Consider the following 17,654-nt stretch of genomic DNA (forward strand, 5'->3'; position numbering starts at 1 on the left):
GCACGGCACTGCGGTCTCCGGATCGTTGTCAGCGGTTCTCGATGCCGCGGATCTGCGGGGTGTGGAACTCTCCGCCGAAGGCGCGTTCCGAGGCGCCTTCCCTGTCGAGGTACGGCGACGCGCCGCCGTCGATGAACGGCCAGCCGGCGCCCAGGATCAGGCACAGATCGATGTCCTCGACCTCGGGCACGACTCCGTCATCGAGCATCAGCTTGATCTCACTCGCGAGGCCGTCCTGCACCCGCCCCAGAATGGTCTCGGCCGAGGCCGGCGTCGTGCCGACGGCGGGCTTGATCAGCTTCTCGGCCTGCTTGGTCCAGCCGGTCACGCGACCGCCCTTGTCCTTCTCGATGACCGCGTCGAGCTCGGCGAGAGCGTGGAAGTTCTCGTTCGCGTAGAAGCGCTCGGGGAACGCGTGCGCCATCGTGTCCTGCACGTGCGCGGCGACCTTCCATCCGACCAGGTCGATCAGCTGGAACGGCCCCATCGGCAGACCGAGAGGGGCGAAGGCCTTCTCGACGTCGGTGATCGGGGTGCCCTCGTAGACGGCCCGCGCCGCTTCGCCCATGACCTTGGCGAGCAGTCGGTTCACCACAAAACCGGGAGCATCCGCGGTGAGCACCGCGTTCTTCCCCAGATTCTTGGCCACCACGAACGCGGTCGAGAGAGCCGCCTCCGAGGTCGTCGGCGTCTTCACGATCTCGATCAGGGGCATCACCGCGACCGGGTTGAAGAAGTGGAAGCCGACGAGGCGCTCGGGATGCTCGAGCTTCGCGCCGATCTCCTCGACCGAGAGCGACGAGGTGTTGGTCGCCAGGATCGCGTCCTCGGCGATGATCTTCTCGATCTCACCGAACACCTGCTGCTTGACACCGACCTCTTCGAACACGGCTTCGATGACGAAGTCGCAGTCCGCATACAGGCTCTTGTCCGTCGTGCCGGTGACGAGCGCGCGCAGCTTGTTCGCGGAGTCCGCGTCCAGGCGGCCCTTGCCCTCGAGCGTGCCGATCTCCTCGTGGATGTAGGCGACGCCCTTGTCGACGCGCGCCTGGTCGAGGTCGGTGATCAGCACCGGCACCTGCAGCTTGCGGACGAAGAGCAGCGCGAACTGGCTCGCCATCAGTCCCGCACCGATGATGCCGACCTTCGTGACCTTCTTGGCGAGGGCCTTGTCGGGAGCGCCGACAGGACGCTTCGCACGCTTCTGCACGAGGTCGAAGGCGTACATGGATGCCGCGAACTGGTCGCCCGTGACGAGATCTGCGAGAGCTTCGTCCTCCCGGGCGAAGCCTTCCGCCTTCGTACCGCTCCTGGCCTTGTCGAGCAGCTCCAGCGCGGCGTAGGGAGACTTCGGCACGGTGCCGATCTTCGACTCGAGCATGTTCCGCGCCATCTTGATGGCGATCGGCCACTTGGTGAGGCGTTCGATCTTGCCGGGCTCGTTCCTGCGCTCCACCTTCTTGCCGCCGAGGACGGCGTCCGCCCAGGCGAGCGAGTTCTCGAGGTAGTTCGCCGCCGGGAAGATCGCGTCCACGATGCCGAGGTCGAAGGCCTGCTGCGGCTTCAGCATCCGGTTCTGCTTGAGCGGGTTCGAGATGACGACCTCGAGGGCGTTCTCGATGCCGATCAGGTTCGGCAGCAGGTAGGCCCCGCCCCAGCCGGGGATGATTCCGAGGAAGACCTCGGGGAGCGCGATCGCCGCGGCGGACGCGTCAACGGTGCGGTAGCTCGAGTTGAGCGCGATCTCGAGACCGCCGCCCAGCGCCAGCCCGTTCACGAACGCGAACGACGGGACGCCGAGCTCGCCGAACTTGCCGAGCACCTTGTGGCCGAGCTGCGCGATCAGGCGCGCGTTGTCCCGCGAGCCGACCTTGCTGATGTCCGAGAGGTCGGCCCCGGCGGCCAGGATGTACTGCTTGCCGGTGATGCCGACGGCCTGGATCTCGCCGGCAGCGGCGCGAGCGGCGAGACCGTCGAGCGTCTCGCCGAGAGCGGTGAGTGTCGCCGGGCCCAGGGTGTTCGGACGCGTGTGGTCGCGGCCGTTGTCGAGGGTGATCAGAGCCAGCACCTTGCCGGACGCGAGGCGGATGTCGCGCACGGGGGAGTGCGTGATCACCTCACCGTCGGTGAGGGCCTGGATGGGGGAGAAGTCGACGTTCGCGTACTGTGCGGAGATCGAGTGTGCCATCGGCGCTTACTTCCTCTTCTTGCCGTCGTAGTGCGGGTTCTCCCAGATGACGGAGCCGCCCTGTCCGAGACCGACGCACATGGCCGTCAGGCCGTAGCGCACGTCGGGACGCTCAGCGAACTGCGCCGCGAGCTGGATCATCAGACGTACGCCGGACGCCGCGAGCGGGTGCCCGAGTGCGATGGCGCCGCCCCACTGGTTGACCCGGGGGTCGTCGTCGGCGATGCCGAAGTGGTCGAGCAGCGAGATGACCTGGATCGCGAAGGCCTCGTTCAGCTCGAACAGCCCGATGTCGGCGATCGTCAGCCCGGCCTTCTTCAGAGCCTTCTCGGTCGAGGGGATCGGACCGATGCCCATGATCTCGGGCTGCACCCCCGCGAACGCGAACGACACCATGCGCATCTTCGGCGCGAGTCCGAACTCCTTCACCGCCCCGCCGCCGGCGAGCAGCGACATGGTCGCCCCGTCGGTCAGCGGCGACGAGGTGCCCGCGGTCACGCGGCCATGCGGGCGGAAGGGCGTCTTGAGTGCGGCGAGATCCGCCATGGTCGTCTGCGGGCGTCGGCCCTCGTCCTCCGTGGCGAGACCCCAGGCGCCGTCGGCGGTCTTGGTCGCGACCGGGACGAGGTCGGGCTGGATCTTGCCGGCCTCGTAGGCCGCCTGCACCTTGTGCTGGCTGAGCATGCCGAACCGGTCGGAGCGCTCCTTGGTCAGATGCGGGAAGCGATCGAAGATGCGCTCCGCGGTCACCCCCATGTTCAGGGCCCCGGGGTCGACCATCTTCTCCGCGACGAAGCGTGGGTTCGGGTCGGCGTTGGCGCCGATCGGGTGGTGTCCCATGTGCTCGACTCCGCCGGCGAGGGCGAAGTCGTACATGCCGACGCCGATCGAGGCGCCCATGGTCGTGACGCTCGTCATCGCGCCGGCGCACATGCGCTCGACGGCGAGGCCGGGCACGGTCTGCGGAAGACCGGCCAGGATCGCGACGGAACGGCCGAGCGTGAGGCCCTGGTCACCCGTCTGGCTGGTCGCGGCGATGGCGACATCGTCGATGCGGTCCGTGGGAACCGCGGCGTTCCGCTCCATCAGGCCGATGGTCGCCTTCACGGCGAGGTCGTCTGCGCGGGTGTTCCAGTACATGCCTTTTTCGCCGGCGCGCCCGAAGGGGGTGCGCACTCCATCGACGAAGAAGACGTCCGAGATCTCGGCCACTCTGCCTCCAAGTTTGTGCGGTGGCCTCAGTCTATGGAGGCCCGGAAACCGGGAGGAATCGGTTGGATCGAACCTACGAAGCGTCTGCGGGCGTCTCGTCCGGGGTTTGCGCCGCCTCTACAAAGGCGTCGGCGATCTTCTGTGCGGTCTGTGCAATCTGCCAGGGACGGGCGCCGAGCGCTTCGAGCGCTGCTCCGATGTCCTCGGCGGTCGGGCCCGGCACATCCCAGGCGACGCGACGGAGGTAGTCGGGGGTCAGCAGGTTCTCGGTGGGCATGCCCATCTCCTCGGCCGTCGCCTCCACCACGGGGCGTGCCGCCTTCAGACGAGCATCGGCCTCGGGATTGCGGTCCGCCCATGCGCGGGGAGGAGGAAGGGTGTCGCTCGGCACGCGTTCGCGCGGAAGATCCTCGGTCGAGCGGCCGTCCACCATGGCCTGCCACCACCGATCGATCTGAGAGCGACTCGCTCGGCCCTGGAACTCCTTGGTGCCGGCGAGGGCCTGCTTGCTCTGGGGGTTGGCGAGCACGGCGGCGACCAGCGACCGGTCCGGAACGAGTCGCCCGGGGGAGACGTCCTGGTCCTGGGCGAACGACTCGCGAGCCTGCCAGAGGGAGCGTGCGACGGCCAGGTTGCGAGCCCCGCGCACCTGGTGCAGTCCGCTGAGCCGTCGCCACGGGTCCTCCCGGGGCGGCTTCGGCAGGCGGGTGAGCGTCGCAGCGAACTCTTCGGCGGCGAACTCGGTCTTCCCCTGATCCTCGAGCTCTGCCTGCAGGATCTCGTACACGTCGATCAGGTGCAGCACGTCCAGTGCCGCGTACTCCAGCCACGCGGCGGGCAGGGGGCGGGTCGACCAGTCCGCCGCGGAGTGCTCCTTCTTGAGCGTGATGCCGAGGGCGTTCTCGACCACGGCGGCGAGACCGACGCGCTCATGACCGAGCAGTCGCGAGGCGAGTTCGGTGTCGAAGACGGAGTGCGGCACGAGGTCGAGCTCCCGCAGCGAGGGCAGGTCCTGGCTGGCCGCGTGGAAGACCCACAGCACGTCTCCGATGGCTTCCTGCAGCGGCGAGAAGTCGCCGATCGCCGGCGGATCGAACAGGAAGACGCCGGCGTCGCGGCGGTACACCTGCACCAGGTACGCCCGCTGGGAGTAGCGGAATCCGGATGCCCGCTCCACATCGACGGCGACCGGGCCCGAGCCTGCTGCCAGGGCGGCGCAGGCCGCACGGAACTCCGACACGTCGGAGATCACGGAGTATTCAGTCACGTGCTGCCTTTCGAGCGCCGATCACGGCGATGCCCTCGGAACCGGGCGGAAGACCCGCCAGCATCCCGACCAGCTCGACCCAGGCTTCGACATGGGGGGCGAAGGGGCCATCGGGTGTCCAGGACGCCCTCAATTCTATCTGAGCGCCGTCGCCCTCGAGAGAGAGGGTCCCGAAGCCCTTCGACAGCGTCTTGGTCGACGTGCCGGATGCCGAGTGGTAGACCGCTCCACGGGAGTCCAGGGCGTCGACGAGCCAGGACCAGGTGACATCGGCGAGGAGCGGGTCGGTGCCGATCTCGGTCTCCAGCGGGGCCTGGGCGAAGATGACGATGCGCCATGCGCCGTCCCAGGCGCTGGGGGTGTCGGGATCGTGCAGGAGCACGAAACGGCCGGTGCCGTATGCGGACTCGCCGTCGTCTTCCGGGCGGACGTCAGCGGCGAGTGCCAGCGCATGCGGGGCGAGGCCTTGCGGCGTGGGGATCTCTCGGATCGTGATGTCCGCGCGGAACGCGATATCACGCAATTCGGCCACGGCGTCGTCGAAGATCGTCCCGGCATCGGGGTGTGCGGTCACGGCAACAGGCTAGAGTCAGGAAGCGATGAAGAGTCTCAGGCACGCCGTTGCGCTCCTTGTCCCTGTGCTGCTCGCTCTCGGGGCGGCGATGACCCTGCTCGTGCTGCGCATCGCACGGCGGGTGGTGATTCCGGCGAAACGTCCGGCGGATGCGCGGATCCTCGCGGTCGACACCGGTGCGCAGACCATCGAGCTGTCCCGTACGCGCGACACCGAGCTGCCGGGGCGCTACGGCCTGTTCACCTCGGGCACCTATGGCTACGTCAAGCTCGGTGCGGTGCTCAGCGTCGACGCGACCAGTGTGAGACGCAAGCTGCTGACCGAGATAGAGACCGGCGCTCAGGTCGACCGGGATGCGGCGTTCAGCGGCTGGTACTACGCGACGCCGAGCGAGCTGCACCTGCGATGGGAGAACGTGCTGATCGGGTCGCCCGCCGGCCCCTGCCCCGCGTGGTTCTTCCCCGCGGAGTCCTCGACCTGGGTCATCCAGGTGCACGGACGCGGAGTGACCCGTGCCGAGTGCCTGCGGGCGGTGCCGGTGCTCCATGCGGCGGGATTCCCGAATCTGGTGGTCTCGTACCGCAACGACGGCGAGGCGCCGCGCAGCCGTGCGGGGGCCTACGCCCTCGGGGCAGCAGAATGGCGCGACGTCGATGCGGCGGTGGCCTACGCGCTGCGGCACGGAGCCGAGCGGGTGATCCTGATGGGGTGGTCGATGGGCGGTGCCGTGTCACTGCAGACCGCCGTCAACTCGGGCCATCGCGACCGCATCGCCGGGCTCATCCTCGAATCCCCGGTGATCGACTGGCGGACCGTGCTCCGGTATCAGGCCAGGGAGGCGGGGATGCGGGCGCCCCTTCCGGACCTCGCCATGAGCGCACTCTCGGTGCCGTTGACCGCGCGACTGAGCGGGGCGGAGGACGCCATCCCCTTCGACCGTCTCGACATGGTCGCGAGGGCCGACGAACTGGCGGTGCCGATCCTGATCCTGCACAGCGACGACGATGGTTTCGTGCCGGCAGATGCCTCGCACGCGCTGCAGCAGGCCCGGCCGGATCTCGTGACGATGCCGAGCTTCTCCGTCGCTCGGCACACGAAGCTGTGGAACTACGACCAGAACGGCTGGAACGCCGCGATCACCGGATGGCTGACCGCGCAGGGTTTCAGCGCTTCTGACTGACCTGCTTCTTGGCGCGCATCAGCATTCCGGTCATGCCACCGATCCGCAGCGGCGAGACGGCCTTGGTGAGGCCGATCGACTGCGGGTAGTCGTCGGGGATCGCCAGCACCTCGTCGGCGGTGAGGCCGGAGATCCCCTGCACCAGGATGCTCGCGAACCCGCGCGTCGTCGGAGCCTCCGGCGGAGCGGTGGCGTGCATCGTGACGATGCCCTCGTCGACCTCGACGTAGATGTAGACGGGCGACTGGCATTCGGCCACGCGCTCGCACATCTCGGGATGATTCGCGACGTCCTCGGAGACCTCTGGCAGCTCGTCGGAATACTCCAGCAGGAGCAGTAGACGATCGGCCTCGGGGGTCTCCAGGAATCCGTCGCGGATCTCGGTGAGGGTGTCAGGAACTCGGCTGGTGCTCATCCCCGTCATTCTCCCACGGTCAGAGGGAACCGGGCTCCGAGCCTGTCACGATCGGCACCCGCACCGCGCTGCCCCACTCGGTCCAGGAACCGTCGTAGTTGCGCACGTTCTCGAACCCCAGCAGGTGCGTGAGCACGAACCAGGTGTGGCTGGATCGCTCACCGATCCGGCAGTACGCGACGACCTCGTCGCCGTCCGCGAGTCCGGCGCCGTCGCGGTAGATGGCATCGAGTTCGGCGCGCGGGCGGAATCCGCCGTCCTCCGCCACGGCCTTGGCCCACGGCACGCTCTGGGCGGTGGGGATGTGGCCGGCTCGCAGCGTGCCCTCTTCGGGGTACGCGGGCGCGGTGGTGCGCTCACCGTTGTACTCCTCGGGAGAGCGCACGTCGATCAGCGGGCTGCCGATGTGGGCGAGCACATCGTCCTTGTAGGCGCGGATGACGGAGTCGTCGCGCTCGACGATCGGGTACTCGGTCGGCGTGGGCGTCGGTGCGTCGCGCGTGATCTCGCGTCCCTCGGAGATCCAGCGGTCACGGCCGCCGTCGAGCAGACGCACATCCTCATGGCCGAACAGCGAGAAGACCCAGAGCGCGTAGGCGGCCCACCAGTTGTTCTTGTCGCCGTAGATCACGACGGTGTCGTCGCGGGAGATCCCTTTGCGGCTGAGCAGCGTCGCGAAGCCCTCGCCGTCGACGTAGTCACGCACCACGGGGTCGTTGAGCTCGGTGTGCCAGTCGACCTTCACCGCACCGGGAATGTGCCCCGTCTCGTAGAGCAGGACGTCCTCGTCGGATTCCACCACGACCAGCCCCGGTGTTCCCAGGCGCTCGGCGAGCCACTCCGTGCTCACGAGCCGCCCCGGATCGGAGTACTCGGCGAACTTGGGTGAGGTGGTGTCGAACTCGATGGCCACAGGGATCTCCTCAGACGGTGAGCGGCGATGGTGCAGGGTGGTGACGGCGTAATGTGGAGCCGATACTTCGACGATAGATCCACGCCGTGCGCCCTGCACCCGATTCGTAAGACTTCGACACAGGTGCGCCCCCCGATACAGGACTCTGATGACCGACACGCCCAGCCGCACGGGCATCGTGCACCTGACCGACCGCCAGCCGACCGTCTCCGGTCCGGAGATGCTGGCGAGCCTCGTCCCGCCGCCGCAGTTCGACGGCGCCACCTTCGAGAGCTATCGGGCGGATGCCGCCTATCCCTCGCAGGAGGAGGCCAAGGAGATGCTGATCCGCTTCGCGGGCCCCGGTGCCCCGATCAAGCGCGGCGGGTTCTTCAGCAGGGCGAAGAAGGAACCCGAGGCCAAACCCGGGGTCTACCTCGACGGCGGATTCGGCGTCGGCAAGACCCACCTGCTCGCGGCGATCTATCACGCGATGCCGGCTCGTCGGAAGTACTTCGGATCCTTCATCGAGTACACCGCTCTCGTGGGTGCACTCGGATACAAGAACACGGTCGACCTCCTCAAGGGCGCGGATCTGCTCTGCATCGATGAGTTCGAGCTCGATGATCCGGGCGACACGATGGTGATGACCCGTCTCATCGGCGAGCTGGTGCCCACGGGCACGAAGCTCGCGGCGACCTCGAACACTCCGCCGAACGCGCTCGGGGAGGGACGATTCGCGGCGCAGGACTTCCTGCGCGAGATCCACGCCATGGCGGACAGCTTCCAGACCATCCGCATCGACGGCGTCGACTTCCGTCAGCGCGCCCTCGACGGTCACGCGGTCGTGAGCGACGACGCCGAGTACGGGACGGCCATCGAGACGGGGGCCGCGAGCGGCACCGCGTCCGACGACACCTTCGGCGATGTCATCCGCCACCTCGCTCGAGTGCACCCCTCGAGGTACCTCCGTGTCATCTCCGGTCTCGACCTCGTGGGTCTGCGAGACGTGCAGGTGCTGACGGATCAGTCCGAGGCGCTGCGATTCGTCGCGTTCGTCGACCGGGTGTACGACGCGCAGATCCCGATCGTCGCCACCGGCGTGAGCCTCGACCAGGTGTTCGCCGAGGAGATGCTGGGCGGGGGATACCGCAAGAAGTATCTGCGCGCCATCTCCAGACTCAATGCACTTACACACGCGGATCGCAGTGTCGCGTAACGCGATGTTCACACCCGGGGCGCTCCTGTAACGTCGCCGCAACAAACCTCACGCATTCCGGAAATCGGGCCTCGTCACACTGAAGCTCTCAGTTCCCGAATGTGAGGTTTGACTATGGATGCTCCAGGCAACATCTCCTGGGCGATCACCGCGACCGCCCTCGTACTGCTCATGACGCCCGGCGTCGCCTTCTTCTACGGCGGCCTCGTGAAGGCCAAGAGCGTCGTCAGCATGATGATGATGAGCTTCGGCTCGATCGGCCTCGTCGCAGTGCTCTGGATCCTCTTCGGATTCTCGATGAGCGCTGTCGACAGCCCCACCGCCTTCGCAGGCAACCCCTTCGCCGACATCGGCCTCTCCAGCCTCGCGGCCGGCGAAGGCTCGAACGTCGCTCTGCTCGGCGTCGCCTACGGTGCGACGTTCGCGATCATCACGGTGGCCCTGATCTCGGGTGCCATCGCCGACCGCGCGAAGTTCGGCAGCTGGCTGATCTTCGCCGGCGTCTTCGCCACCGTCGGATACTTCCCCGTCGCCGCCTGGGTCTGGGGTGGCGGATGGATCATGAACCTCGGCACCACGCTCTTCGGCGAGGACAGCGGGATCGGCGTGATCGACTACGCCGGTGGTACCGCGGTGCACATCAACGCGGGAGCCGCGGCCCTCGCCCTCGCGCTCGTCCTCGGCAAGCGCATCGGCTTCCAGAAGGGCATCCTGAAGCCGCACAACGTGCCGCTGACGCTGCTCGGTGCCGCCCTGCTGTGGTTCGGCTGGTTCGGCTTCAACGCCGGTGCGGAGTGGCTGGCGGAGGACATGGGAGGCGTCGGGCTCATCGGCCTGAACACCCTCGGTGCCACGGCTGCAGCCATCCTCGGGTGGATCCTCATCGAGAAGATCAAGGACGGCAAGCCCACCTCCGTGGGCGCGGCATCGGGTGCGGTCGCCGGACTCGTCGCGATCACCCCGGCGTGCGCGAACCTGACACCGGGCTGGGCGCTGCTGCTGGGTCTGCTGGCCGGTGTGGTCTGCGCACTGGCGATCGAGCTCAAGTTCCGCCTCGGCTTCGACGACTCGCTCGACGTCGTCGGCATCCACCTCGTCGGTGGGCTCATCGGAACCCTGTACCTCGGCTTCTTCGCCACCGGCACTGGACTGTTCGTCGGCGGCGACGCCCGCCAGCTCGCCGTCCAGGTGATCGCCGCGCTCGGCGTCCTGATCTACTCCTTCGTGGTCGCCTTCATCATCGGCTTCGCGATCGAGAAGACGATCGGCTTCCGCGTCACGAACGAGGACGAGATCGCCGGTGTCGACCAGGTCGTGCACGGCGAGGAGGGCTACGCGCTCGCTGACGCCTGACCTGCCGTTAGGGTGACCGTGTGAGCAATCGCAACGGCATCCTGGCACGACTCGCGGAGATCCTCTTCACAGCACTGGGATCTGACCGGGCGTCTCGGACGAACACTCGTCCGAGACGCCCGGTCTCGCGTCTGCGCTCCACTTCCGAGACGCACGGCACCGACACGGTGCGGATCGACCCTTCGTCCGTCGGCGACCTGGTCATCGGCTATGCGCCCCAGCGTGACGGCGCCCCGGATGCCGGCGAGATCATCTGGACGTGGGTGCCCTACGAGGAGAACGACGGCAGAGGCAAGGATCGGCCCCTGCTGGTGATCGGGCGGCAGTCATCCGATCGCGTCTACGCCCTGCGGATGACGAGCAAGCCCCACGACGGTCGGCGCGACTTCCTCTCGATCGGTTCCGGCGCCTGGGACGCCCAGGGGAGAGAATCCTGGGTCGACATCGAGCTGCTCTACAGCGTCCATGAGACGGGACTGCGGCGCGAAGCCGCCGTGCTCGATCGGTCTCGCTACCGGCGCGTCTCCACCGCTCTCACCGGCCGCTACGGGTGGACCGCGGGCTGACCCGCGAGATCGGCGCAGGCACCCGGCTGAGCGCCCACACGGCGGCAGCAGCCACGAGCAACGCGACCAGCAGGGCGGCGACGGTGGTGGAGAGCGACACCACACCGCGCTCGGGGAGCAGGAAGCCGTACGGCACCCATCCGTCTGTGACGCCGCGGCCCAGCACGACGAGGAGCCAGAGCATCGGATAGGGCAGCACCAGCCAGAGCAGACGCCACGGCTGCGGGGGCCGATCGCCCACACGCAGCCAGTCGAGCACCAGCAGCAGCGGGAAGACGGTGTGCAGCACCAGGCTCACCCACGCGGGAGCGCTGCCTGTGCCCGGCACGATCAGGTTGTAGACGAGCGCCACCACGATCATGCAGGCAGTCACCACTGCGCGCGCGGTGGTGAGACCCGCCGGGACGCGGCGTCGACGGAGTCCGAGCAGGCTGGTGCTCAGCAGGATGAGGCACGCGAGCAGGCTGGTCAGATTCGTGAAGTAGCCGAAGAAGTCGAAGAGGCTCGGTCCCTGTCGAGGGATCCCGATGACGTAGGTGAAGACGAGGATGCCGATCACCGCGGCCCCCACGACGCCGCGAAGCGCCGAGACCCGGCGGGAGGGGAGTGCCTCTGTGCGCATCGCCCCAGCCTAGGAGCGCAGTGGAGGCAATCCGTTGCGGCGGGCACTGCGAACAACCTGTGAGTCGCACACAGCGGCGAAATCAAGGAGGAATCATGCGTTTCATCCCCACCAAGGTCCACGGCATCCTCGACTACATCGTCGGTGTGGCTCTGATCGCAGCGCCGTGGCTGTTCGGCTTCGCGGGCATCGGCGGACCCGCCGTGATCATCCCGATCGTGCTCGGCGTCGGCCTCATCGTCTACAGTCTGTTCACCAAGTACGAGTGGGGCCCCTTCGGCTTCATCCCGATGCCGGTCCACCTCGTCTTCGACGTCGTCGCCAGCCTCTTCCTCGCCCTGTCGCCGTGGATCTTCGGCTTCTCGACCGAGGCGCCGAACGTCTGGGTGCCTCACGTCGTCGTCGGCGTCGCCGTGATCCTCGTGGTCCTGTTCTCGCAGCCGCAGCCTGCGAAGGTCAAGGCAGCCCGCGCCTGACGCTCTGCACTCTGAAGCCCCGTACGGAACCACGGTCCCGTGCGGGGCTTCAGTTCTGCGATGCGCGGCTCACCCACTGCGCATAGAGCTGCCAGGGGTCGGCCACCGTGCGGAGTCCGGCGATGTGGTTCTCGAGATGCGGCGTGAGCGTGAACCACTCGCCGCCCTCTCGGATGTCCGCGAACTCGCGATGTCGCGCCTGTTCGATCTCGCGTCCTCCGGGTTCGAACGCGAGGAGCTCTTCGTGTCGGATGCTGCCCAGGCGCTGGCGCGGGCGGCGACTCGTGCCGATCTTCACCCGACGCGCGTAGCGGATGTAGTAGACGACCTCGATCACCGGACGCGGGAGATCGGGGTCGGGGGAGTCGCCGTAGCGCCACCCGCACCAGGCGCACATCAGAGCGCCGGACACTCGCACCGCGTCGGCGTGGCCGCATAGGGAGCACGGGCTCGGGAGCTGGAGGGGCGACACCGTCGGGACTCTACCCGCGGCCGCCGACGTCAGACCTCGCCGCGGCGCCGCTTGCGCCCGCGGGGCACCCAGTTCCACCAGGTGAAGTGGTGGTCGCCCTGCTCGACGTCGAACTCCTGCCCGCAGACCGTGCACTCGCAGAGGTAGGTCATCGACCAGCCCGGTTCGCTCGTCGACCGGATCACGATGTGGCCGGCGGCCTCCTCCTTGCGCGGATCGTTCGTGAGGATGCCCGGGTACGCGGCGCACCAGCACTTCCCGTCGCGATACTGCTCGATCTTCGTGAGTGCATGCTCCAGATGCCCGTTGTTGGAGTAGATCATGCCGCCCAGATCGAGCGCGCCCGCCTTTCGTCTGATCCTGGGCAGGGCAGCGACCAGGGGATCGAGTTCTCCGGGGTCCCGGGAACCGATCGTCTGCCAGAGGGCGTGGATCACACGGCTGCGATCGCCGGAGAGGAAGTCGTCGAGCAGTGTGGTCACCCGGCCAGGCTAACAAGCCCGGAGGGAGACCCCCGACCGACGGAAAAAGCCCCGCACATCGTGGGATGTGCGGGGCCTGTCTGTGGGCGATACCGGACTCGAACCGATGACCTCTTCCGTGTGAAGGAAGCGCGCTACCAACTGCGCCAATCGCCCATACCCGAGGGGTACGTCAACCGATACTACCGGACGCTCGGAGCCGGCGCGCACCACCGCAGCGGACACGCGCGAGATTCGCTCCCGGTTTTGACAGCGGTCGATCATCGGCTAATGTTTCATAAGTGCCCGGGACAACAACCGGGAACAACGCGGATGTAGCGCAGTTGGTAGCGCACAACCTTGCCAAGGTTGGGGTCGCGAGTTCGAGTCTCGTCATCCGCTCAAGTGCAGGGGCCTTCTTCGGAGGGCCTTCCGCACGTGGGGTCAATCCACACGGTGGCGTGGCCGAGCGGCTAGGCACCGGCCTGCAAAGCCGTTTACACGGGTTCGAATCCCGTCGCCACCTCTCACAAACTGAATAGCCCACATGGGCGCGATTGGCGCAGCGGTAGCGCGCTTCCCTGACACGGAAGAGGTCACTGGTTCGATCCCAGTATCGCGCACAACGAAACCCCCGGTTTTCCGGGGGTTTTTTCGTATCTACGGACCGTGGTGGCACCGTACCGCCTCGTGCCGGCGACCGTGCGTCGATGCCCGGATCGTGAGCATGAGTGACGGACGGCGCCCGTCATGTCTGCTATATCTGTCACAAGGGAACTCGGACGAGGTATCGGCGGCAGCTCAGAGGCAGCGGCGACACTTCGCTCGCTGAAATCTGGGGGCGCATGCACACTCTCTTTTCGCGCGCGAGCGCAACAGCCGTCATCGCCGCGATCGCTGTGGTCGGCGGCCTGTGGGCTCCGCCGGCGATGGCCGCATCCGGCGAGAGTCGGGGCATCGAGGCTGAGGCGCTGGCATCGGGTGCGACCATCTCGGGCACGGTCACGTCGGACTCCGGTGCGCGCATCGACAGCGGGAACTTCGGATGGATGTTCGCGATCCCCGTCGGCGCCGGAGGAGATCCGTGGGCGCAGGGCGTCGGCTCTCGATGGTCGGTGATCACCGATGGCAGCTACACCATCACCGACCTCCCGGCCGGCGAGTACACCGTGCAGTTCCGTTATGGATGCGACTGCGGTGGGCCCGATGAGCTGCCCGGCGCACCCTGGGTGGAGGAGTTCTATCAGAACTCCCTCGACCTCGCCGGCGCCACACCCGTGCACGTGGGCGCAGATGAAGCCGTGGGCGGCATCGACTTCACGCTCACTCCTCGCGTCCAGGGAGAGCGCCCGCGGATCACGGGAACCCCGGTGGTCGGAAGCACCCTCACCGCGACCACCCAATGGTGGACGTCCGGCACCACCTCGACCTATCAGTGGTACGCCGACGACGTCATCATCGCCGGTGCGACCGCTGCGACGTACAAGCTCACGGCTGTGCAGGCGAGCACGGCGATCTCGGTCTCGGTGACCGGGGCGATTGCCGGACACGTGTCGAACGGCGGGACATCGCGGCCGACCGAGAAGGTGCTGCTCTCCGGTTCCCCGTCCATCTCGGGCACCGCGGCAACGGGATCGACGCTGACGGCGAATCCGGGGACGTGGACCACGGGCACAGCCTTCAGCTACCAGTGGTTCGCGGGCAACGTCGCGATCGGCAATGCCACGGCGTCGACGTTCATCCCCACGCCCGCTCAGGCCGACACGCAGATCTCGGTGAAGGTCACCGGAACGCTCGGCGGCTACCCGACTGTCAGCGCGACCTCGGCGAAGACGGTGAAGCTGGCGCGTGCCGGAATACCGACGATCAGTGGCACCGCTGCGGTGGGCTACACGCTCACGGCGTCGCCGGGCACCTGGACCACAGGTACGACCTTCACCTACCAGTGGTACGCCGACGGCACGCTGATCAGCGGGGCGCGGGCCTCCACATTCGTGCCGCTCTCCACTCTCTCGGGGAAGCAGATCTCGGTGAAGGTCACCGGTGCTGTCACCGGGTACCCGACCGCCGCCATGGCCTCGGGCAGGACGACGAAGCTGGCCCTCGTCGCCACTCCGACGATCAGCGGCGCCGCGGTCGTGGGCGGCACGCTGACGGCCGCACCCGGTGCCTGGACCGCCGGAACCGGATTCACGTACCAGTGGTACGCCGGTTCCGCTGCGATCTCCGGCGCCACCGCGAAGACCTACGTGCCGACGCCCGCGCAGTCCGGTGCGCAGATCTCGGTGAAGGTGACAGGCACGCTCGCCGGTCACACCACCGTGGCCAGGGTCTCGACCAAAACCCTCAAGGTCCTGCTCGCCGCCACTCCGACCATCAGCGGCACCGCGGTCGTGGGCGGCACGCTGACGGCCGCACCCGGTGCATGGACCGCCGGAACCGGATTCACGTACCAGTGGTATGCCGGTTCCGCTGCGATCTCGGGTGCCACCGCGAAGTCCTTCACGCTGACGGCATCCCAGTCCGGCGCTCAGATCTCGGTGAAGGTGACAGGCACGCTCACCGGTCACACGACCGTGTCCAAGGAATCGGCGAAGACCCCCAGAGTTCTCGTCGCCGCCACACCGACCATCAGCGGCACCGCAGCCGTCGGCAACACGCTGAAGGTCACGCCCGGCAGCTGGACCCCTGGCACCACATTCACCTACCAGTGGTACCGCAACGGCAGCGCGGTCCCGGGTGGGACAGCTGCTGCGTATCCCGTGCGTCCGACCGATGCGTACGCCACGCTATCGGTCAGAGTGGTGGGGACCCGGTCGGGATACGCCTCGGTGACGAAGGCGAGCGTCGCGACCGTGCCTGCGACGGGAAAGGTCTACGGGAACTGCGCCGCGCTCAACGCGGACTACCCTGACGGCATCCGCAAGAACGGAGTCACCACGGACAAGAAGTCCGGGGTCGCGAAGCCTCTCGTCGGCAACCCCTACGAATCGACCTCGATGTACAACCGCCAGTCGATCGCGCGAGATGCCGATCGAGACGGCATCATGTGCGAACGCTGAGTCCCGCCGCGCGATGAGGACGCTTCGGATCCCGGCTCAGGATTTGTAGGGCTCGTGCGTGTCCCGACGTCGGTCTTTGCCCTCATCGATCCACCGTGTGTGCGCCCTCAGGCCGTGGAAGACACCGAAGCGGATCACCAGGTACGCGAGCAGCAACCCGACGAGCAGAAAGATCAGCCAGATCGCGATACCGAGGAGAGATGACAGGGCGAAATGCGCGGGGAAGTTCATGGACCGACCGTATCGCGCTGCTCGCCCCGCGAGAACGCCGCCAGACCGGTGGGGCGACCCGCCTCAGCCCGGGGCGGGCGAGGAGCGCTTGACGACGTCGTAGGCCGCGAGCGCCGCCTTGCGCGTCGCCGCGAGATCGACGATCGGCTCGGTCGGAGCATCCGCTGCCCACTCCGAGATGTAGAGACCGTGCGGATCGAACTTCTTGGCCTGGAGCTCGGGGTTGAACACCCGGAAGTACGGCGCCGCATCGGCCCCGGACCCGGCGACCCATTGCCAATTGAACGGATTGCTCGCGCCGTCGGCGTCGACGAGAGTGTCCCAGAACCATTCCTCGCCGCGCCGCCAGTCGATCAGCAGGTTCTTGACCAGGAATGACGCGGTGACCATGCGCACGCGGTTGTGCATGAAGCCGGTATGCCACAGTTCGCGCATGCCCGCATCGACCAGCGGAATGCCGGTGGCGCCGCGCTGCCACGCAGCGAGCTGAGCAGGGTCGAGGGGCGGCCAGGGGAACGCGTCGAACTGGCGGCGGAGGTTCACGGTGGCCAGATCGGGGGAGTGGAACACGGTGTGCCACGCGAACTCCCGCCAGCCCAGCTCCGAGAGGAATCCTGCAGCACCGTGCGCGTCCACGGCGTCGTGCCAGACGGTGAACGGGCTCAGCTCGCCCCAGCGCAGTCGCGGCGAGAGCAGTGAGGTGGCGCCGGCGGACGGTTCGTCCCGCGCCCGGTCGTACGTGCCGATGTCGTCGTGGAGGAACGAGGTCAGCCGTGCCCGTGCGGCAGGTTCGCCGGGCTCCCACATCTCGCGCAGGCCGCCCGCCCAGTCCGGTCGTGTCGGCAGCAGATCCCAGTCGTCGAGGTCGTCGGAGGTCGGTCGTGGCGACAGCCCGTCGAGGCTCCGCGGGGTGGGAAGCGGTGCGCGGGGTGCGGGCAGGGCGAGGCAGGCTCGCCAGAAGGGGGTGAACACCGAGAAGTGGGTGCCGCTCCCGGTCTTCACGGTCCACGGTTCGCGCAGCAGGGAACCCGCGAACGAGGCGACCTCGAGCCCGTCCTCCCGAAGCGACGCCTTCAGGGCCGCGTCGATGTCGCGCTCGGCTCCGCCGTACCGGCGGTTCCAGAACACCGCGCTCGCCCCGGTGTCCGCCACAGCCTCGCGGACGACGCGCTCGGCGGGCCCGCGCCGCAGCGTCAGCGTCGCCCCGAGGTCTTGCAGACGTCCGGTCAGCGAGGCGAGCGAATGGTGCAGCCACCAGCGTGCCGCACCGCCCAGCGGGCGGATACCGGGCGACTCCTCGTCGAGGACGTAGAGCACGACGATCGGCTCGTCACGGTCGATGGCTGCGCGCAGCGCCGGGTTGTCGGCGAGGCGGAGGTCATCACGGAGCCACACGATCGAGGAGGAGGACATGGCTCCATTCTTGCCCGCTCGCGGAATGGACGGGCAGGGGTTGTGTACCGC

The 17,654-nt window shown here is 67.8% G+C and carries 17 protein-coding genes and 4 tRNA genes; 9 read left to right on the forward strand and 12 right to left on the reverse strand.

Going from position 1 to position 17,654, the window contains the following annotated elements; translation table 11 throughout:
• Nucleotides 1-28: 28 nt before the first annotated feature.
• From FQ142_RS08555 to FQ142_RS08570, 4 genes are all read right to left on the reverse strand, one after another.
• Nucleotides 29-2,188, reverse strand: a complete 2,160-nt coding sequence (locus FQ142_RS08555) for a 3-hydroxyacyl-CoA dehydrogenase NAD-binding domain-containing protein (RefSeq protein ID WP_149422980.1) — start codon at nt 2,186-2,188, stop codon at nt 29-31.
• Between the two features lie 6 nt (nt 2,189-2,194).
• Nucleotides 2,195-3,400 (reverse strand): thiolase family protein, encoded by a 1,206-nt coding sequence (locus FQ142_RS08560; protein ID WP_056417768.1) that lies wholly within the window; start codon nt 3,398-3,400, stop codon nt 2,195-2,197.
• A gap of 73 nt (nt 3,401-3,473) precedes the next feature.
• The gene (locus tag FQ142_RS08565) at nt 3,474-4,667 is read right to left on the reverse strand and encodes a ribonuclease D (RefSeq protein ID WP_149422981.1); all 1,194 of its coding nucleotides are present in this window, start codon (nt 4,665-4,667) and stop codon (nt 3,474-3,476) included.
• A complete protein-coding gene (locus FQ142_RS08570; protein WP_149422982.1) occupies nt 4,660-5,241 on the reverse strand; it encodes a DUF3000 family protein in 582 nt (193 codons plus the stop codon). The genes FQ142_RS08565 and FQ142_RS08570 overlap by 8 nt, the downstream gene beginning before the upstream one ends.
• Nucleotides 5,242-5,266: 25 nt before the next feature.
• Between FQ142_RS08570 and FQ142_RS08575 the strand changes: the two genes are divergently transcribed.
• Nucleotides 5,267-6,421: an alpha/beta hydrolase family protein gene (locus tag FQ142_RS08575; protein WP_149422983.1), complete on the forward strand. Its 1,155-nt coding sequence runs from the start codon at nt 5,267-5,269 to the stop codon at nt 6,419-6,421.
• Here the strand turns inward: FQ142_RS08575 and FQ142_RS08580 are convergent.
• Nucleotides 6,405-6,836, reverse strand: a complete 432-nt coding sequence (locus FQ142_RS08580; protein ID WP_188042354.1) for a SufE family protein — start codon at nt 6,834-6,836, stop codon at nt 6,405-6,407. The genes FQ142_RS08575 and FQ142_RS08580 overlap by 17 nt on opposite strands.
• Before the next feature lie 19 nt (nt 6,837-6,855).
• Nucleotides 6,856-7,749, reverse strand: coding sequence for a sulfurtransferase (locus FQ142_RS08585; RefSeq protein WP_056417754.1), 894 nt, complete (start codon nt 7,747-7,749; stop codon nt 6,856-6,858).
• 148 nt (nt 7,750-7,897) lie between these two features.
• On the opposite strand from FQ142_RS08585, the gene zapE reads away from it, so the two are divergent.
• From zapE to FQ142_RS08600, 3 genes are all read left to right on the forward strand, one after another.
• A complete protein-coding gene (zapE, locus tag FQ142_RS08590) occupies nt 7,898-8,947 on the forward strand; it encodes a cell division protein ZapE (RefSeq protein ID WP_149422985.1) in 1,050 nt (349 codons plus the stop codon).
• A 114-nt stretch (nt 8,948-9,061) separates the two neighbouring features.
• Nucleotides 9,062-10,300: an ammonium transporter gene (locus FQ142_RS08595; protein ID WP_149422986.1), complete on the forward strand. Its 1,239-nt coding sequence runs from the start codon at nt 9,062-9,064 to the stop codon at nt 10,298-10,300.
• Between the two features lie 20 nt (nt 10,301-10,320).
• Entirely contained in the window at nt 10,321-10,866 is a 546-nt protein-coding gene (locus FQ142_RS08600; RefSeq protein WP_149422987.1) for a type II toxin-antitoxin system PemK/MazF family toxin, read from the forward strand.
• Here FQ142_RS08600 and FQ142_RS08605 read toward each other — a convergent pair.
• The gene (locus FQ142_RS08605) at nt 10,835-11,488 is read right to left on the reverse strand and encodes a Pr6Pr family membrane protein (RefSeq protein ID WP_056417748.1); all 654 of its coding nucleotides are present in this window, start codon (nt 11,486-11,488) and stop codon (nt 10,835-10,837) included. The genes FQ142_RS08600 and FQ142_RS08605 overlap by 32 nt on opposite strands.
• A gap of 95 nt (nt 11,489-11,583) precedes the next feature.
• Here FQ142_RS08605 and FQ142_RS08610 point away from each other — a divergent pair, with 95 nt between their 5' ends.
• Nucleotides 11,584-11,964 carry an SPW repeat protein gene (locus tag FQ142_RS08610; RefSeq protein WP_056417746.1) on the forward strand — a complete coding sequence of 127 codons (381 nt, stop codon included), beginning with the start codon at nt 11,584-11,586 and terminating at the stop codon, nt 11,962-11,964.
• A gap of 49 nt (nt 11,965-12,013) precedes the next feature.
• On the opposite strand, the gene FQ142_RS08615 is transcribed toward FQ142_RS08610, so the two are convergent.
• From FQ142_RS08615 to FQ142_RS08625, 3 genes are all read right to left on the reverse strand, one after another.
• A complete protein-coding gene (locus tag FQ142_RS08615) occupies nt 12,014-12,376 on the reverse strand; it encodes a GIY-YIG nuclease family protein (protein WP_262492105.1) in 363 nt (120 codons plus the stop codon).
• A gap of 89 nt (nt 12,377-12,465) precedes the next feature.
• A complete protein-coding gene (locus tag FQ142_RS08620; protein ID WP_056417739.1) occupies nt 12,466-12,918 on the reverse strand; it encodes a hypothetical protein in 453 nt (150 codons plus the stop codon).
• Between the two features lie 83 nt (nt 12,919-13,001).
• Nucleotides 13,002-13,074 (reverse strand) — tRNA-Val (locus tag FQ142_RS08625).
• A gap of 152 nt (nt 13,075-13,226) precedes the next feature.
• On the opposite strand from FQ142_RS08625, the gene FQ142_RS08630 reads away from it, so the two are divergent.
• From FQ142_RS08630 to FQ142_RS08645, 4 genes are all read left to right on the forward strand, one after another.
• A tRNA-Gly gene (locus FQ142_RS08630) sits at nt 13,227-13,299 on the forward strand.
• A 53-nt stretch (nt 13,300-13,352) separates the two neighbouring features.
• Nucleotides 13,353-13,423: transfer RNA gene (locus FQ142_RS08635), tRNA-Cys, on the forward strand.
• A 25-nt stretch (nt 13,424-13,448) separates the two neighbouring features.
• A tRNA-Val gene (locus tag FQ142_RS08640) sits at nt 13,449-13,520 on the forward strand.
• A gap of 222 nt (nt 13,521-13,742) precedes the next feature.
• Nucleotides 13,743-15,959 carry an excalibur calcium-binding domain-containing protein gene (locus FQ142_RS08645; RefSeq protein ID WP_149422988.1) on the forward strand — a complete coding sequence of 739 codons (2,217 nt, stop codon included), beginning with the start codon at nt 13,743-13,745 and terminating at the stop codon, nt 15,957-15,959.
• A 36-nt stretch (nt 15,960-15,995) separates the two neighbouring features.
• On the opposite strand, the gene FQ142_RS08650 is transcribed toward FQ142_RS08645, so the two are convergent.
• Complete coding sequence (locus FQ142_RS08650) at nt 15,996-16,190, reverse strand: hypothetical protein (protein WP_149422989.1); 195 nt, start codon at nt 16,188-16,190, stop codon at nt 15,996-15,998.
• A 63-nt stretch (nt 16,191-16,253) separates the two neighbouring features.
• Entirely contained in the window at nt 16,254-17,603 is a 1,350-nt protein-coding gene (locus FQ142_RS08655; protein ID WP_149422990.1) for a cryptochrome/photolyase family protein, read from the reverse strand.
• Nucleotides 17,604-17,654 lie beyond the last annotated feature (51 nt).

This window comes from Microbacterium sp. ANT_H45B, assembly GCF_008369345.1.
Taxonomy (GTDB): Bacteria; Actinomycetota; Actinomycetes; order Actinomycetales; family Microbacteriaceae; genus Microbacterium.

What these genes read in the sequence shown, in the direction of transcription:
- FQ142_RS08555 (WP_149422980.1), bottom strand. Translation starts at nt 2,188, where the DNA reads ATGGCACACTCGATCTCCGCACAGTACGCGAACGTCGACTTCTCCCCC.
- FQ142_RS08575 (WP_149422983.1), top strand. Translation starts at nt 5,267, where the DNA reads ATGAAGAGTCTCAGGCACGCCGTTGCGCTCCTTGTCCCTGTGCTGCTC.
- FQ142_RS08580 (WP_188042354.1), bottom strand. Translation starts at nt 6,836, where the DNA reads ATGAGCACCAGCCGAGTTCCTGACACCCTCACCGAGATCCGCGACGGA.
- zapE (WP_149422985.1), top strand. Translation starts at nt 7,898, where the DNA reads ATGACCGACACGCCCAGCCGCACGGGCATCGTGCACCTGACCGACCGC.
- FQ142_RS08595 (WP_149422986.1), top strand. Translation starts at nt 9,062, where the DNA reads ATGGATGCTCCAGGCAACATCTCCTGGGCGATCACCGCGACCGCCCTC.
- FQ142_RS08605 (WP_056417748.1), bottom strand. Translation starts at nt 11,488, where the DNA reads ATGCGCACAGAGGCACTCCCCTCCCGCCGGGTCTCGGCGCTTCGCGGC.
- FQ142_RS08610 (WP_056417746.1), top strand. Translation starts at nt 11,584, where the DNA reads ATGCGTTTCATCCCCACCAAGGTCCACGGCATCCTCGACTACATCGTC.
- FQ142_RS08645 (WP_149422988.1), top strand. Translation starts at nt 13,743, where the DNA reads ATGCACACTCTCTTTTCGCGCGCGAGCGCAACAGCCGTCATCGCCGCG.
- FQ142_RS08650 (WP_149422989.1), bottom strand. Translation starts at nt 16,190, where the DNA reads ATGAACTTCCCCGCGCATTTCGCCCTGTCATCTCTCCTCGGTATCGCG.
- FQ142_RS08655 (WP_149422990.1), bottom strand. Translation starts at nt 17,603, where the DNA reads ATGTCCTCCTCCTCGATCGTGTGGCTCCGTGATGACCTCCGCCTCGCC.